Source organism: Pseudomonas sp. TUM25319 (assembly GCF_056388475.1).
The window spans coordinates 3,383,850-3,399,709 of record NZ_CM150751.1; the positions used below are offsets into that span (position 1 = coordinate 3,383,850).

Here is a 15,860-nt window from a genome sequence, read left to right on the forward strand (position 1 = left end):
ACACCTCGGATCCCGGTTTTATGGCCGCTGCGCGGCCAATCGCGGCTGAAGCCGCTCCCACTCCGCTGTGGCGTGCCCTGGGGGCGCGCCTCTGGATTAAACTGCGCCGCACGCCCGCGCATGGAAGCCCGCTGTGATCGAACACGCCCTCAGCCAACTCGCCACCTACTTGCTGCACCTGTCTCCAGGCCTGGCCCTGTGCGCCCTGTGGTTCTGGCTAACCCCCAGAGCCGCCAGCGGCCTGCGCATCCTCATCCTGATCCTCGCCTTTATCCTGGTGCGCGACGCCATGACCCCCGCAGGGCTGTGGTCGCTGGGCACGGGCATGCAGCTCGGATTCAGCACCAACCCGCTCGTGCTGGCCGCGCTCGGCCTGATGTCGCTGGGGCTGGTCGCACTGCTGCCTCGCGCCGCTCCGGAGCTGTGGCGATGGGTTGACTGGCGCACCGGCGGCCTGTGGGCGGGCCTGCTGGCCGGTTGCGCCATCGGCCTGCCGCTGCGCCTCTGGCAGGGTGTCGCGTTCAACGGCGACGGGCTCTGGCTGGGCGGTCTGCTGGTACTGGCCTACGGCGGCAACGCCCTTGAAGAGGTGCTGTTTCGCGGCCTGCTGCAAGGTCATCTGGCCCGGCACACCACGGCCCTGCGCGCAGCACTGGGCAGCGCCGTGGCCTTCGCTGCCTGCCATGTCTTTCTCGCGTTGACGGTCACCCAGGCGGGCTGGCCGGTGCTGCTGTTCACCCTGGTCGAGGGCCTGGCCTGCAGTCTGCTGCGGATGCGCTACGGCGTGCCCGCCGCCATCGTCGCCCACGGCACGGCGATTCTGCTGATCGCCCAGCCCATCTAGGCCAGTGCCTCCCTCAACCACTGGGCAAACGAGCGGGTCATTGCGCTTTTCTCGCTGTCCTGATGAATCAGGCAGACCCATTTCGCCCCGGCCACGCGGTGCTCGCTGAGCGGTTGCAGCAGGCCTTTGTCCCGCGCCCGCGCCGCCAGCAGCTCGCTCACCAGGGCAATCCCGTAGCCCTCGCAGGCCGCGTCCAGCAGCAGCCCCGGGTCGGAGAAGTTCAGCCCGTGGGTGCGCTGCCCGACATCCTCGCCGCCCTGCACCTGCCAGCGGCTCCAGTCCATCTCCCGTTCGCCGTGCAGGGTGGTGCGCTGTGCCGCCGGCTGCTCCAGCACGTCCGGGTGGCAGGCCGGGTAGAGACGGTCGTCGAACAGTTCCTGGTAACTGCATTCGGCCTGCGGGTCGAGGTCGTCGCGCAGGCTCAGGTCGACGGTCTGGGTGGTCATGTCCGGCGCTTCGAAGGTGGTGAACAGCCACAGGTCCACTTCCGGATGGCGACGGTGGAAATCTCCCAGCCGCGGCATCAGCCAGTGGCGGGCGAAGGCCGGCGTGGTGTTGACCACCAGCTGGTTGGGCTTGCGGTACTGCTCCAGGCGACGGATGCCCACCGACAGGTCCTGCAGCAGCGACTGGGTCGTGGCGTGGAGGTCGTGGCCGGCATCGGTGAGGCTGACGCTGCGGCCATTGCGGAAGAACAGCGGCTGTTCGAGAAAGGTTTCCAGGCTGCGGATCTGCTGGCTGATGGCCGATTGGGTCAGGTGCAGTTCCTCGGCGGCCTTGTGGAAACTGCCGAGGCGGGCAGCTGCTTCGAAGCCGCGCAGGGCGTTGAGGGGAGGCCAGTGTTTCAACATTATCGATAAGCTCGGCTAATCAGTTGTACGCTAAATCTATCGTTTGTTGCGCCGGTATTGAAGCCATAGCATGAACTCCATTCCGCCGAGGGCGGATTTCAGTAATAAAAAATCCTTAACTGAAAAGGTGGACTGACATGCTGTGCAATGGCGTTGGTGAGATGGGCTGGACGATGCCCGCGGAGTGGGCGCCCCACGCGGCGACCTGGATGGTCTGGCCGCACAACCAGGCCCTGTGGGAGGGCACCTGGGGCGTGACCCTGGCCCAGGTGCAGGAAGACTTCGCTCGCGTGGTCAACGCCATTGCCCGCTTCGAGCCGGTGAAGCTGGTGGTCGATCCTGCTGGTCGTGCCAGCGCTGCCGACCTGTGCGGGGCCAACGTCGAACTGATCGAGCTGCCGGTCAACGACAGCTGGTGCCGCGACTCCGGCCCGACCTTCATCACCCATCCGCAACAGGGCCTGGCCGGGGTGAGCTGGCGCTTCAATGCCTGGGGCGGCAAGTCGGCCCATGAGCTGGACGAAAGCCTGGGCCGCCGCGTGCTCAACGGTCTTGGCCTGGCGTGCTTCGGCACGCCACTGGCCAACGAAGGCGGCGCCATCCATGTCGACGGCGAGGGCACGCTGATCACCACCGAGTCGGTGCTGCTCAATCCCAACCGCAACCCCGGCCTGAGCAAGGCCGAGATGGAAGAGATCTTCGCGCGCCTGCTGGGGATCAGGAAGACCATCTGGCTGCCCGGCGATCCGCAGTACGTCACTGGCGACATGACCGATGGCCATGTCGATGGTGTCTGCGCCTTCGCCCGTCCCGGCGTACTGCTGGTGGACGCGACCCGCGACCAGGATTCGGTCTATGCCGAGGTGGTGCGGGAAAACCGCCGCGCCCTGGCGTTGGCCCGCGACGCCCAGGGCCGCCGCTTCGAGCTGATCGACCTGTACGAAGCCAGCGCCGCGGTGGACCCGGACGCCGAGGTCTTCTGCGCTTCCTACACCAACTTCTACATCGCCAACGGCGCGATCATCATGCCGGCCTACGGTATCGACGCCGACCGCGAGGCCGCCGAGGTGCTGGCCAAGGCCTTCCCCGGCCGCGAAGTGGTGCCGGTGCGTATCGAGCGTCTGGCCCATGGCGGCGGCGGGGTGCACTGCATCACCCAGCAGCAGCCAGCCTGGCCGGTGCGGGGGTGATGCCATGAGCCTGTTGACCATCGCCGCTACCCAGATGCCGTGCACCTGGAACCTTGACGACAACCTCGACCGCGCCGAGCAACTGGTGCGCGCCGCCGCCGCCCAGGGCGCCCAGGTCGTGTTGTTGCAGGAACTGTTCGCCACTCCGTATTTCTGCATCGAGCAAGACCACAAGCACCTCGCCCTGGCCGAGGAGTATCGCCACAGCCGCGTGCTGCAGCGCTTCGCCGCGCTGGCCCGGGAGCTGGGCGTGGTGCTGCCGCTGAGCTGGTACGAGAAGGCCGGCAACGCCTTCTTCAACTCTCTGAGCGTGGCCGACGCTGACGGTCGCCTGCTGGGCGTCTACCGCAAGACCCACATCCCCAACGCCATCGGCTATCAGGAAAAGGAATACTTCAGCCCTGGCGATACCGGCTTCAAGGTCTGGGACACCGCCTTCGGCCGCCTTGGCGTCGGCATCTGCTGGGACCAGTGGTTCCCCGAGACCGCCCGCAGCCTGGCCCTGATGGGCGCCGAGGTGCTGCTGTTTCCCACCGCCATCGGTTCGGAGCCGGGGGCGACGGACTTCGATTCCCGTGACCACTGGCAGATGACCATGCGCGGCCATGCGGCGGCCAACCTGTTGCCGGTGCTGGCGTCCAACCGTATCGGGCGCGAGGTGGCGACCGGCGACCCGGAACTGCACATGGACTTCTATGGCTCGTCCTTCATCAGTGACCACAAGGGCAAGCTGCTGACCGAGGCCGATCGCCAGACCCCGGGCGTGCTGATGCGTACCCTCGACCTGGCCGCCATGCGCGAGGAACGCCTGACCTGGGGCATCTTCCGCGACCGCCGGCCGGAAATGTACGGCGCGCTGCTGGGGCTAGACGGCCGCCGCGACAGCGTCTGGGCCGATGGAGGTGCACGATGAGCCGCCGCTGGCTGGCCGCAGCCTGCTTCGGCCTGGCACTGGGCAGCGCCCAGGCCGACGATCCCGGCAAGACCCTGCGGCTGTACAACTGGTCCGATTATTTCGCCGCCGACACGCTGTCGCGCTTCACCGCCGAAACCGGGATCAAGGTGATCTACGACGTGATGGATGGCAGCGAGGTGCTGGAGGCCAAGCTGATGACCGCTGGCAGCGGCTACGACCTGATCTTTCCCGGTGACACCGTGGCCGAACGGCTGATGCGTGCCGGCAGCCTGCAGCCGCTGGACCCGGCCAGGATCACCGCACTGGCGGATATCGAGCCGGGGCTGCAGCAACTGCGCAAGCACTATCCCAACGCCGCTGGCGCCACGGTGCCCTACACCTGGGGCACCATCGGCCTGACCTGGAATGACGAGATGATCCGCAAGCGCATGCCCGATGCGCCGGTCAACAGCCTCGATCTGTTGTTCAAGCCGGAGCTGGCGGCGAAGTTCGCCGACTGCGGCATCTCGGTGATCGACTCGCCGGACGAAGTGCTGGCCGTGGTGCTCAACTACCTCGGTCGCGAGCCGCGCAGCGCCAAGGCCGAGGACCTGGCCGCCGCCAGCGAACTGCTGATGAAGGTGCGCCCGTACATCCGCAAGTTCCAGTCCCAGCCGGTCACCGACCTGGTCAACGGCAACCTGTGCCTGTCGCTGGGCTACAGCGGCGACATGACCCAGGCCCAGCGCGCCGCCGATGCCGCCGGCAAGCCGGTGAAGTTCCAGTACCGGATTCCGAAGGAGGGCACCACGGTGTGGATGGACAACATGGCCATTCCGGTGGACGCCAAACACCCGGACTACGCCTACGCCTTCATCAACTTCGTCATGCGTCCGGAAAACATGGCCGCCATCAGCGACTTCACCGGCTATCCGACCTCCAGCGCCAGGGCGCGACCGCAGGTCGACCCGGCGATGCGCGACAACCCGGATATCTATCCTGATGAAGCCGCCTTCGCGCGCCTGATCCCCGGCAAGGACATCCGCCAGGCCGACATGCGTGCGCGGATGCGCGCCTGGACCAAGTTCAAGACCGCCAGTCAGTAACCCCTGCGCCGCCTCCGGGCGGCGTCTTCAACCGAAACGAGTGAAAGAGAAATGCCCACACGCCGCCAGTTCATCCGGCAGATTTCCGTGGCCGCCAGCCTCGGCGCCATCGTCGGCACCGGCCTGCTGCCGACCCGGCTGCTTGCCGCCAGTGAAGACGAGGAATGGTTCATGCCCGACGAAGGCGAACGCCAGCGTCATGCCTTTGTTGCCTTCGGCGCCCAGGAGGCGATCTGGGAAGACTTCACCGCCGACGTGCAGGCTGCCCTTGGCCGCATCGTCCGCGCCATCGCCCACTACCAGCCGGTCACGGTGCTTTGCCGCGAAGAAGAACGGGACCTGGCCGAGGAACACTGCGGCAGCGACAACGTGCGCTTCCTGGTCACCGAGCTGGACGACATCTGGATGCGCGACATCGGCGCCAACTTCGTCGTCACCGACGCGGGCGACCTGGGCGCGGTGGACTTCAACTTCAACGGCTGGGGCGGCAAGCAGCGCCATGCCGACGATGCGCGCATCGCCGCGCTGCTGGCGCGGGAAAGCGGCGCACGGCACCTGCGCAGCGAACTGGTGGGCGAGGGCGGCGGGATCGAACTGGACGGCCATGGCACCGGCATCATGACCGAAAGCTGCTGGGTCAACGGCAACCGCAACCCCGGCTGGAGCCGCGCCCAGGTCGAGGAAGAACTCAAGGCGTGCCTGGGGCTGCGCAAGATCATCTGGCTGCCGGGCATTCGCGGCAAGGACATCACCGATGCCCACGTGGACTTCTACGCGCGCTTCGTCAGCCCCGGCGTGGTGGTCGCCAACCTCGACACCGACCCGCAGTCCTACGACCACGCGGTGACCCAGGCGCACCTGGAGATCCTGCGCAATGCCACCGACGCCGATGGCCGCAAGCTGACCGTGCACACGCTGTCGCCGCCGCTGAATCCGCGGCGCAGCAAGTTCAGCCGCGGCAACCCGGATTTTGCGGCGGGGTATATCAATTACTTCGTCATCAATGGTGCGGTGATTGCGCCGCAGTTTGGAGACCGGGAGGCAGACAAGGCGGCGTTCGACCTGCTGTCACAGTTGTATCCGCAGCGGGAGATCGTGCAACTGGAGATCGACGCGATTGCCGCAGGGGGTGGCGGGATTCACTGTGTGACCCATCAGTTGCCGTGGGTGTAGCAAGGGCCTCATCGCCGGCAACGCCGGCTCCCACGAGGTTTGTGTCGGGCGTGGATTTCATGGCGGACTCAGTCCTCTGTGGGAGCCGGCGTTGCCGGCGATGAGGTTCTCCGGATGCACTTAATTCTCGGTTAACCCTGCTCCCGGACAATGGGCACCAGTTCCCTCAAGCAAGGTTTACCCATGTCCGTTTTGAAAGCAGCAACCCTGTCCATCCTCTTCGCCCTGCCGGTGATCGCTCATGCCGAGGGCGGCAGCGATCGGGTCCAGGAGTGGCATGCACAGTTCCAGCAAGCACAGAAAGACCAGGCTGGCCAGCAGACCGTGGCCGACAAGAAGGTCGAGTCGAAGAGCGGCAAGCAGGATTCCTGAGTTACGTCCAAAGGCGTCATCGCTTGTCAGCGATGGCGCCTTTGAGTTCAAGACGAGCTGTCAGCCGTTGGCCCGTTTCCCCTGGGCCTGTTGCGCCACCCGCTGGCGAATCCTTGGCAGCAGATCCTGCCCGTACTCCACCGCATCGCGCAGTTGGTCGAAGCCGCGGAACAGGAAGGTGGTGACCCCCAGGTTGTAGTACTCCAGCGCCGCGTCGGCGACCTGGTCGGCAGTGCCCACCAGTGAGGTGGAGTTGCCCGCCGCGCCGGTCAGTGCGGCAATGGCCGTCCACAGGCGCTTGTCATGCACCACTTTCTGGCTGGCCAGTTCCACCAGTCGTGCCGAGCCGATGTTGTTCTTGCCCACGTTCAGCTCACGGCGTTTGCCGGCGCGTTGTTCGTGCAGCACCTTCGCGTCCGCCAGGATCCGCTCGGCGCGGGCCCAGGCTTCGTCTTCCGTGGCACCCAGAATCGGCCGCAGCGACAGGCTGAAACGGATGTGTTTCTCCCGCCCATACTTGGCCGCCGCCCTGCGCACCTTGGCGATGCGTTCGCGCACCTGTTCCAGCGGCTCGCCCCACATCATGTAGACGTCGGCATGCCTGGCTGCGACTTCCACGGCGGCATCGGAGGCACCGGAGAAGTAGATCGGCACATGGGGCTTCTGCAGCGGCTTGACCAGGGTCAGGTTGTCTTCGACACGGTAGTGCGCGCCTTCGTGGCTGAACGGCTGGGTGGCGGTCCAGGTCTGCTTGACCACGTCCAGGTATTCGTCGGTGCGGGCGTAGCGGGCGTCCTTGTCGATGAAGTCGCCGTCACGCTGCAGGTCGCCGCTGTCGCCGCCGGTGATGACGTTGATCGAGGCGCGGCCACGGCTGAGCTGGTCGAGGGTGGCGAACTGGCGGGCGGCGAAGGTCGGCGCCTGGAAGCCCGGACGGTGGGCGACCAGCAGGCCGAGCTTTTCGGTGTAGGCGGCGACATGGCTGGCGATGATCAGCGAGTCGGCGGCGCTGGTGTTGACCGCCAGCAGGGCCTTGTCGAACCCGCCGTATTCCTGGGCCTGGGCGAACGCCTTGATGAAATCGAGGTCAACGCCCGGGCCGCGGGGGGCCTGGGATTCGCTGGCTTCCTGGGGGCCGATCAGGCCGATGAATTCGAGGCTCATGGGGCAAACTCCTTGTTCGTGAATGAGTGGGGGCGTGGGCGGTTCAGGCGACCGCTTCCTGGGTGCGACGCAAGGTGTTGCGGTTTTCCGGCACGGCCAGGCCGAAGTTGTCGCGCAGGGTCTGGCCTTCGTAGTCCTGGCGCAGCAGGCCGCGTTGCTGCAGCAGCGGTACCACGGTTTCGCTGAAGCGCTGCAGGCCGTCGGGCAGCAGCGAATTGATGATGAAACCGTCTGCCGCACCGTGTTCGAACCAGTCCTGCACGGCGTTGGCGACCTCCTCGGCGGTGCCGACGAAGTCCCGCTTCGGCGCCGAGAAACGCAGCGCCACTTCGCGCAGGGTCAGGTTTTCTTCGCGGGCGATGCGCTTGAGGTGGTCGGACGAGCCCTTGTGGCTCTGGCTGCCCAGGTCGCCGAGGTCGGGGAAGGGCGCATCGAGGTCATGGCCGCTGAAGTCGTAGTCGTTGAACGGCCGGCCCACGGCTACCAGCGCGTCGTCGATGCTGACCAGCGCCACGGCTTGCTGGTAGCGCTGCTCGGCGTCCTCGGCGTCGAGGCCGACGATAGGGCGGATGCCCGGCAGGATGAACAGCTCGTCCGGGTTGCGGCCAAAGGTTTTCGCTCGCTGCTTGAGGTCCTGGTAGTAGGCGCGGGCTTCGCTGAAGCTGTCGGGGCTGACGAAGATCGCATCGGCCTGGCGTGCGGCGAAATTGCGCCCGTCCTCGGACGTGCCGGCCTGGAAGATCAGCGGCTGTCCCTGGCGCGAGCGGGCGATGTTCAGCGGGCCTTTGACCTTGAAGAACTCGCCCTGGTGGTTGAGGGCGTGGAGCTTGTCGGGGGCGAAGAATTCACCGCTTTGCTTGTCGCGGGTGAAGGCGTCGTCTTCCCAGGAGTCCCACAGCCCCTGGACCACCTGAACGTGCTCGTTGGCGATGCGGTAGCGCTGGGCGTGGGGCGGGTGCTCGGCCTTGCCGAAGTTGTCGGCGGTGCCGGACAGCCACGACGTCACCACGTTCCAGCCGGCGCGGCCACCGCTGATATGGTCCAGCGACGCCAGTTGGCGGGCGACCTGGAAGGGCTCGGTGTAGCTGACGGTGATGGTTGCCACCAGGCCGATATGCTCGGTGACGGCGGCCAGGGCCGAGAGCACGGTCAGCGGCTCGAAGCGGTTGAGGTAGTGGGGGCTGGACTTGGCATGGATGTGCAGGCTGTCGGCGATGAAGGCGAAGTCGAATTTCGCCGCCTCGGCGATCTGCGCCTGCTGCTTGTAGTAACCGAAGTTGACGCTGGCGTCGGCCAGCGCGTCCGGATGACGCCACTCGCCCCAGCCGTGGCCGACACCGTGGATCATCGCGCCGAGTTTGATCTGTCGTTTGCTCATGCTTCGCTCCCGCAAAGAGGTGGGACGAAGCGCGGGAGAGGGTTCCCGGCTTCAGTCGTCGATAACGGCCTCCGCCAGGAATGGGGTCGGTCTGTGGGGTAGACCTTAAGCTGCTGTGGCGCGCCTGTGAAAGCACATTTTCTTCTATGCTAATTATGTAATTTATGCATTTTAAAATTGATAGATATCAATAAATTGAATTTTGATTCTGAATGCTCCTTTGCGCCTCCTCGCTGGCAAGCCAGCTCCCACAGAGTCCGGATCAGACTCCATACCTGTGGGAGTCGGCCTTGCCGACGATGGCGTCATTGCAGGCACCATCATTGCCCGTGCCGGCCTCATCGCTGGCAAGCCCTGAAGCTCAATCAGAAGTCATAGCTCAACCGCGTGTAGTAATACCCCCCGGTAAACCCATACGGCGAATACGCCCCGTAGCCCTTGGTCATGGTCTTGCTGCTCGGGTTCTGCCGCTCGGGGTAGATGTCGAACAGGTTCTTCGCCCCGATCGCCAGGTTGAGGCCTTTGGTGAGCTGGTAGCCCACGTCCAGGTCGGTGATCCAGCGCGCTTTGTAGATACGGTCGTAGTCGCGGTTGCTGGCATCGTTGACCTCGCGCCAGGAACCATAGCGGGTCAGACCCAGGTTGACGTTGTAGCGCTCCAGCCGCCAGTTGCCGCCGAGGATCAGCTTGGTCTTGGGCTGCACGCCGCTGATGAAGTTGCGCGCCTGGCGGTTCATCAGCTGGTAGTCCTTGCCGAGGATGTTGACGCTCTGCTTGTAGTCGAGGATCTCGGTGTCGTTCCAGTTCCACGCCGCGGTCCATTTGACGCTGCCGTAGCCGCCCAGGTCCTGGTCGTAGTTGCCCACCAGGTCGACGCCCTTGGTGCGGGTGTCGGCACCGTTGGTGAAGTACTGGCCGCCGGAAGTGGAGGTGATGCCGTTGTCGATCAGGGTCTGGGTCACCTCGGTGCCGAGCAGGGTGCCGGTCAGGGTGATGCGGTCGCGCACGTTGATCACGTAGGCGTCGGCGGTGAACGACAGCCGGTCGCTGGGCTGATAAGTGAGACCGAGGCTGTAGTTACTCGACTTCTCCGGTTTCAGCGCTTCGGCGCCGAGGGCCTTCGCCGCTGCCGAGTCCACTGGCAGTACGCCGTAGTTGATCGACTGGTAGACGCCGTTGACCACGCCATAGGTGGTGGAGCGGGCGCTGAACAGGCTGTTGGCCAGGGACGGGGCGCGGAAGCCGTTGCTCACGGTGGCGCGCACCGCCAGTTGCGGGGTGAACTCGTAGCGGGTGCTGAGCTTGCCGCTGCGGGTGGCGCCGATGCCCTGGTCGTAGTGCTCGTAGCGCAGCGCGGTGCCGACGTACCACTGCGGCAACGGGTTGAAGCCTACGTCCACGTAGCTGGCGACGCTGTTGCGGTGGGCACTGGTGGCTTCGGCCGGGGAGATGCCGTTGGTCACCTGGGCGCCCGACGAGGCGCAGTCACCCGGCGCACGGCAGTAGCCGCCGTTGGCCCAGCTGGCCCAGTCGCCTTCTTCCACTTCATAGCCGTCGCGGCGCTGCTCCAGGCCCCAGGACAGGTCCAGCGGCTTGCTCAGGCCGACGTCGAAACCACGGTGCAGGTCGAGGTTGCTGGTCAGTTGCGTGGAGATCCAGGTGCCGGATTTGAAGCGGTTCGGCGTGGCTTCGCCCAGCGACGGGTTCTGGTTGTTCCAGGTGCCCTGTTCGGCGTCGTTGCGCCCGTAGGTGCTGGACAGGTCCCAGTCCCAGTCACCCACCAGGCCCTTGGCGCCGAAGGCGGCCTGGAAATCCTGCTCCTCGATGTACCAGGTCGGCGTGTAGCCGGACGGCCGGCCATTGGGGCCGGTGGTGATGGTGTTGACGATGGTCGGCAGGCGGAAGTTCTGGCCCTGTTCGGCCTTGCGGTAGGACCAGGTGCTGAAGGAGTACAGGCTGAGGTCATCGTCGACCGGCAGCTCGGCGTTGTAGCCCAGGGTCAGCAGGTTGATCTTCGGCGTGCCGTAGCCGCCATAGGTGACCTTGCCGGCCTTCTCGTGGGCCTCGGCGACGCTGTAGCCGTTGGCGCTGGCCTTGTTGTCGTCGTTCTGGCTACGGGCATCGAGGGCCAGTTGCAGCACGCCGTCGGTGCCGATCTCGAAGCCCTTGTTCAGGCTCTGCTGCACGGTCTGCTTCTTGCCATCGTAGCCCTGGCCGGCGTTGGTCACCGCGGTGCCGCTGGTGTCGGCCTTGAGGATCACGTTGATGACCCCGGCGATGGCGTCGGAACCATATTGGGCCGCCGCACCGTCACGCAGCACTTCGACATGGTCGATGGCGCTGATGGGGATCAGGTCGAGGTCGGCCGGCGCCGCGCCGGCGTTGATCCCGCTGATGTTGAGGGTGGCGCTGGTGTGGCGGCGCTTGCCGTTGACCAGCACCAGCACCTGCGCGGCGTTGAGGCCGCGCAGGCTCGGTGCGCGGGCCATGCCGCTGGCGTCCCAGCCGGTCTTTTCTGGCAGGGTGAAGGAGGCGACGCTGGCGCTGAGGGCTTCCATCAGGCCGGGCTTGCCGGTGTCCTGCAACTGCTTGGCGCTGATCACGTCGATCGGTGCGGGGCTGGTGGTCACGGTGCGTTTTTCGCTGCCGCGGCTACCGGTGACGATCACGGTTTCCAGGCGCGAGCCGCTGGCGGAGTCGCCGGTTTCTTCGGCGTGCAGGGCGGGAATGTTGAGGCTGGCGAGCAGCGCGGCACCCAACAGCGGGGTGCGCGCGGCCGCTGCCGGCCACTTGGAAAAGCGGGCAGTGTTCAAGGCGTGTTTCCTGTTCTGGTTTTGTTCGCGGGGCGGCTCAAGGCGCCTTGGCGGCAACGGCTTCGATTTCTACCAGCGCGCCCGGCAACGGCAGGGCGACGACCTGCACGGCGGTGCGGCTCGGTTTGTTCGGCTGTTCGGCGGTGGCGAAGAACTGGGTGTAGGCGGCCTGCAGGCCGGCGAAGTCGAGGGTGCCGCCCTTGTCCGGGTCACCCACCAGGAAGACCCGCAACTGCACGATGTCGCCCAGGTCCAGGCCTTGGGTCTGCAGGGCTGCCCGCAGTTTCCTGAGTACCGAGAGGGTCTGGGTTTCGGTGTTGCCGTAGGCTTTGATGCTGCCTTTGGGCGCATTCGGGTCGGCAACGTCCGGCAGGGTACCGCTGACAAAGGTCAGTTGCGCCGAGGCCGGCACCGTGACCAGTTGCGAAATGGGAAAGTTGGAGCCCGGCGGGCTGACGCGCTGGATGCTGTCGGCATGGGCGGCGTTCAGGGTCAGGCTCATGGCGGCTCCGAGGGCGAGGCTGGTGATGCGGTTCATGGTGACGTTCCTTGTCTGTCAGGCGGCGGCGACGTTGCGGGTGGTCTGGCTGGCGTGCCGGGCGATCAGGCCGACCACGCGGCGGGCGGATTCGGCGGCGCTGTTCTGCCAGATGCCGACCCCGCCATGGGCCAGGGCATCGCTGGCCAGCCAGGTGCGGCCCTGGGGCTGGTTGAGGGCGTCGTAGCCCGGCTGGGCCACTTCGTCGTGGACGATCCACGGGCTTTCGCTGAAGGGGATCTTCGACCAGTTCACCGCCACGGCCCGGCCGAGCTTCTGCGAATGGCCGGGGTGCAGCGATTCAACGGCGCTGCGCGAAGACGCGAATTGCTGTTGCCAGGACTGGCCGGCGAAGCGCTCGGCGACCTCGCCGGTGTTGTAGGTCGCCACCAGCACACCTTGCGGGCTGTTGAGGCGATCGCTCGGGTACCAGAGGAAGCGTGCGTCATGGTTGATGTAGGAGAGCCCGCCGTAGATCTGGAAGTCGGTTTCCCAGAAACGTGGCGACTGCCAGGCCACCTTGTTGGCCTTGTCCGGCTTGGCCAGTTCCAGTGCCTGCTTGAAGGCCGGGGTGAAGTTGCTGTCGAGCTTGCGCAGCAACGGCAAGGGCAGGGCGACCACGGCGTAGTCGGCGTCCTCGGTGTGCTGGCGGTCGGTGGTACGGTCGCGCCAGATCACGCGGCTGCCGCTGTCGGAGGTCTGGATCGACTGCACTTCGGCATTGAGCTGCACCGCGTCTTTGACCTGGCGATAGAACGCCTTGGGGATCTGGTCCATGCCGCCCACCGGCTGGAACATGGTCGCGGAAAACTCCGGGATCTCGTCGAACACCAGTGGCAGCAGCAGGTTGCTGTCCAGCAGGCGGTCCAGCTCCACGGGCGTGCGCTGGATGGGCGTCTGGTCGCCGGCACCGGCGAAGCGGGTGTAGCCCGAGCGCACCGAGCCGCGGTACTGCTGCTGGTCGTTGAGGTCGCCGTAGACCTTGAGGAAGTCCAGCAGCGCCTTGCGCTCGCCGGCATTGAGTTCCTGGTCGAGGCTGCTGCGCTGGATGCTGCGGGCCAGCAGTTCGCTGAGGTGGCCGCGGGTATCGTTGACCGCCTGGCGCAGCAGCAGGGGTGGCTTGCTCAGGTCGGGCTGGGCCAGGGCGTTGCGGCTGCTGTTGACCAGCACTTCCAGCTCCACGCCCAGTTCGCGGCAGTAGCCAAGGATGGTCAGGTGATGGCTGGGCAGGCGGGCGGCCCCGGCGTTGAAGAACAGGCCGTTGTCGAATTCCACGGTCTGCCGGCTGCCGTCGTTGTGCTCGATGCGGTCGCCGTTGCGCAGGGTCCAGACCCGGCCGCCAATGCGGTCGCGGGCTTCCAGCAGCTTGACCTCGAAACCGGCCTTGCGCAGCTCGTAGGCCGACACCAGGCCGCTGATGCCGCCTCCGACGATCAGCACTTTCTTGCCATTGCCGGCCCGGCTGGCCAGCTTCAGGGGTTCGAAGGTCGCGGCCTGGGCCGATCCGGGCAAGCCCAGCGCGGACAGGCCGCCCAGCGCCGCCGAGTAGCCACCGATGGCAGCCAGGCGGGAAATCAGATCTCTACGGGTGAGCCCCATATCGCGTATCTCCATGAGGTTGCCGCAGGTACGCTGGGAATGACGAGGCAGCAGCGCGACCCGACCGGCAACCGCGAGGTTGGGATGTCGGCGTTCTGCGCACAGCCAGGGGCGGGCCGCAAAGGCGGAGAGAAGCGGGAGGGCAGACCCGCTGGCGGTGGCAGAAATCCATTTGCCTCCACCAGGTCGGGGTCGGTAGAGCGAACATAAGCGTCTTTAAAACGCTTGTGAAAGGCTTTTTGGTTCTAAGTTAATTATCAGAAATAAGCATAACAACAGCGTATTAACATGCGATCAGGATATTTTGTTGCCGTCCAGTCGCTGGGCCGAGACGCTGCCGAACAATTCCACCGGTTCCTGCAGGTTGCCCAGATAGCGTGGATGGAACAGCCACAGGTCCACTTGCGGCTTGAAGTCGCTGACGTTCAGCACTTCAAGCTGGTCGCGGTGACGGCTGGCGGCCAGCAGTGGCTCCGGCACCAGGCCCAGGCCCTGACCGTTGGCCACCAGGCCCAGTTGCAACTCGGTGCCGAAGGTTTCCAGGTTGATCTGCAGTGACAGCCCCTGTTCGCTCAGTGCCCGTTGCAGGCCGGCGCGGAAACCGCAGCCATCGGGGTTGAGCACCCAGCCGCGCAGGTAGCAATCCTTGAGCTTGTAGCTGCGCTTGCTGGCGGTGCCCTTGGCGGCCACCACCCGCAACTGCATGCGGCCGATGGAACGGCTGGCGATGCCCTCGGGGAAGATCTTGCCGGTGGGGAAGAGCGCGGCGGCGGCGTCGAGGTCGCCGTTTTCCATCTTGGCGATCAGCGCACTGCCCCAGCCGCTGACCACTTGCGTGCGCAGTTCCGGGTACGACTCGCGGATCTGCGCCAGGGCATCGAGCAGCACCACATCGCCGATGGTCTGCGGCACGCCCAGGCGCAGCGTGCCGCTGGGCGCGCCGTCGCTGGCCACCAGCTCGCGCAGGGTATCGATCTCCCGCAGGATCGCCTTGCACTGCTCGTAGACCCGCCAGCCCATGGGCGTCGGCTTGAGCGGCTTGGTATTGCGATCCAGCAGATTGGCGCCCAGGTCTTCCTCGAAGTTCTGCACCCGCCGCGTGATCGCCGGCTGGGTCAACTGCAACGCCTCGGCGGCGAGGTTGGTCGACTGGCAGCGGATGACGGCGACAAAGGCGTCCATGTCATCGATCTTCATATTCGCTTCTCACATACTCTGAGCCGGGGAAATGTCTTCGAAGAATAATCCTTCTTGGCCGGGCGTGCTCGGGAATGTGTTTCAGCGGTTATGCGAGCTTTACCAGAATCGCCACCACGCCCCTTTGCGGCGAAAACCGCTATGGCTCTCGATGGCTTTCAACTGCTCGCCCAGGACGGTGATGGCCCGCTCGTTCAACGGGCGCAGCACTTCGTAGATCACCAGGGATTCCTGCAGCGCGCGGTGGGCCTGGGCCAGGTGTTCCTGCTGCAGGTGCGCGGCACCCAGCGAGGCGAGGCAGGCGCCGACCGGTTCGAGGTCGTCGGGGGTGTCTTCGCGGTAGACCTGCACGGCGCGTTCCAGCATCTGCTCGGCCTCGGCCAGGCGACCGAGCTCCAGGTAGCAGTCGCCCAGGCTCTGCAGGCTGCGGCCCACCAGTTGGTGGCTTGCCGAAAACAACTGCTCGCGACAGCGCAGTACATCGAGGTGCAGGTCGAGGGCGTCGTCGTGGCGCTGCTGCAGCCAGCGCAGGTCTGCCAGCTCGCTGCGCAGCGTGGCGAGGCAGGCGGGATCGAAGCCATCGATGCCTTCGGCCAGGGTGAACGCCATCAGCCAATGGGCGTCCGCCTGATCCAGTTCTCCCTGGTTGCGGCAGCGAACCGCCTGGTGATGGAGATCGTGGACACGTGCGTTATCGAGGGCGAGGTCGAGCATGGGGCGTCCCTGATGGCTGATATTTT

Annotated in this window: 14 protein-coding genes; 6 read left to right on the forward strand and 8 right to left on the reverse strand. The window is 65.8% G+C overall.

The genetic code is table 11. The features are described 5' to 3' along the window. Positions 1 to 133 precede the first annotated feature (133 nt). Positions 134 to 844 carry a CPBP family glutamic-type intramembrane protease gene (locus AC05QJ_RS15905; protein ID WP_476747774.1) on the forward strand — a complete coding sequence of 237 codons (711 nt, stop codon included), beginning with the start codon at positions 134 to 136 and terminating at the stop codon, positions 842 to 844. On the opposite strand, the gene AC05QJ_RS15910 is transcribed toward AC05QJ_RS15905, so the two are convergent. After that, the gene (locus AC05QJ_RS15910) at positions 841 to 1,695 is read right to left on the reverse strand and encodes a LysR substrate-binding domain-containing protein (protein ID WP_476747775.1); all 855 of its coding nucleotides are present in this window, start codon (positions 1,693 to 1,695) and stop codon (positions 841 to 843) included. The two genes, AC05QJ_RS15905 and AC05QJ_RS15910, sit on opposite strands and share 4 nt — an antisense overlap. 137 nt (positions 1,696 to 1,832) lie before the next feature. Here AC05QJ_RS15910 and AC05QJ_RS15915 point away from each other — a divergent pair, with 137 nt between their 5' ends. The 5 genes from AC05QJ_RS15915 to AC05QJ_RS15935 all read left to right on the forward strand — a co-directional run bounded on the left by AC05QJ_RS15915 (position 1,833) and on the right by AC05QJ_RS15935 (position 6,431). Further along, complete coding sequence (locus AC05QJ_RS15915) at positions 1,833 to 2,885, forward strand: agmatine deiminase family protein (protein ID WP_476747776.1); 1,053 nt, start codon at positions 1,833 to 1,835, stop codon at positions 2,883 to 2,885. A 4-nt stretch (positions 2,886 to 2,889) separates the two neighbouring features. Further along, positions 2,890 to 3,798, forward strand: a complete 909-nt coding sequence (aguB, locus tag AC05QJ_RS15920) for an N-carbamoylputrescine amidase (RefSeq protein ID WP_476747777.1) — start codon at positions 2,890 to 2,892, stop codon at positions 3,796 to 3,798. Then, the gene (locus tag AC05QJ_RS15925) at positions 3,795 to 4,886 is read left to right on the forward strand and encodes an extracellular solute-binding protein (protein WP_476747778.1); all 1,092 of its coding nucleotides are present in this window, start codon (positions 3,795 to 3,797) and stop codon (positions 4,884 to 4,886) included. Before aguB ends, AC05QJ_RS15925 begins: the two co-directional genes overlap by 4 nt. Positions 4,887 to 4,937: 51 nt before the next feature. After that, positions 4,938 to 6,059, forward strand: a complete 1,122-nt coding sequence (locus AC05QJ_RS15930; protein ID WP_476747779.1) for an agmatine deiminase family protein — start codon at positions 4,938 to 4,940, stop codon at positions 6,057 to 6,059. Between the two features lie 183 nt (positions 6,060 to 6,242). Continuing rightward, the gene (locus tag AC05QJ_RS15935; RefSeq protein WP_476747780.1) at positions 6,243 to 6,431 is read left to right on the forward strand and encodes a DUF2790 domain-containing protein; all 189 of its coding nucleotides are present in this window, start codon (positions 6,243 to 6,245) and stop codon (positions 6,429 to 6,431) included. Positions 6,432 to 6,491: 60 nt separating this feature from the next. Here AC05QJ_RS15935 and AC05QJ_RS15940 read toward each other — a convergent pair whose 3' ends face one another. The 7 genes from AC05QJ_RS15940 to AC05QJ_RS15970 all read right to left on the reverse strand — a co-directional run bounded on the left by AC05QJ_RS15940 (position 6,492) and on the right by AC05QJ_RS15970 (position 15,834). Then, complete coding sequence (locus AC05QJ_RS15940) at positions 6,492 to 7,595, reverse strand: LLM class flavin-dependent oxidoreductase (protein ID WP_476747781.1); 1,104 nt, start codon at positions 7,593 to 7,595, stop codon at positions 6,492 to 6,494. Positions 7,596 to 7,638: 43 nt separating this feature from the next. Continuing rightward, positions 7,639 to 8,973, reverse strand: coding sequence for an LLM class flavin-dependent oxidoreductase (locus tag AC05QJ_RS15945; protein ID WP_476747782.1), 1,335 nt, complete (start codon positions 8,971 to 8,973; stop codon positions 7,639 to 7,641). Between the two features lie 365 nt (positions 8,974 to 9,338). Continuing rightward, the gene (locus tag AC05QJ_RS15950) at positions 9,339 to 11,702 is read right to left on the reverse strand and encodes a TonB-dependent receptor plug domain-containing protein (RefSeq protein WP_476747952.1); all 2,364 of its coding nucleotides are present in this window, start codon (positions 11,700 to 11,702) and stop codon (positions 9,339 to 9,341) included. 121 nt (positions 11,703 to 11,823) lie between these two features. Next, positions 11,824 to 12,324 carry a RidA family protein gene (locus AC05QJ_RS15955; RefSeq protein ID WP_476747783.1) on the reverse strand — a complete coding sequence of 167 codons (501 nt, stop codon included), beginning with the start codon at positions 12,322 to 12,324 and terminating at the stop codon, positions 11,824 to 11,826. An 18-nt stretch (positions 12,325 to 12,342) separates the two neighbouring features. Next, a complete protein-coding gene (locus tag AC05QJ_RS15960) occupies positions 12,343 to 13,923 on the reverse strand; it encodes a flavin monoamine oxidase family protein (RefSeq protein WP_476747784.1) in 1,581 nt (526 codons plus the stop codon). A gap of 294 nt (positions 13,924 to 14,217) precedes the next feature. Beyond that, positions 14,218 to 15,120, reverse strand: a complete 903-nt coding sequence (locus AC05QJ_RS15965; RefSeq protein ID WP_476747785.1) for a LysR family transcriptional regulator — start codon at positions 15,118 to 15,120, stop codon at positions 14,218 to 14,220. A gap of 99 nt (positions 15,121 to 15,219) precedes the next feature. After that, on the reverse strand, positions 15,220 to 15,834 hold the full coding sequence (locus AC05QJ_RS15970; RefSeq protein ID WP_476747786.1) for a tetratricopeptide repeat protein: 615 nt from the start codon (positions 15,832 to 15,834) through the stop codon (positions 15,220 to 15,222). Positions 15,835 to 15,860: the final 26 nt, after the last annotated feature.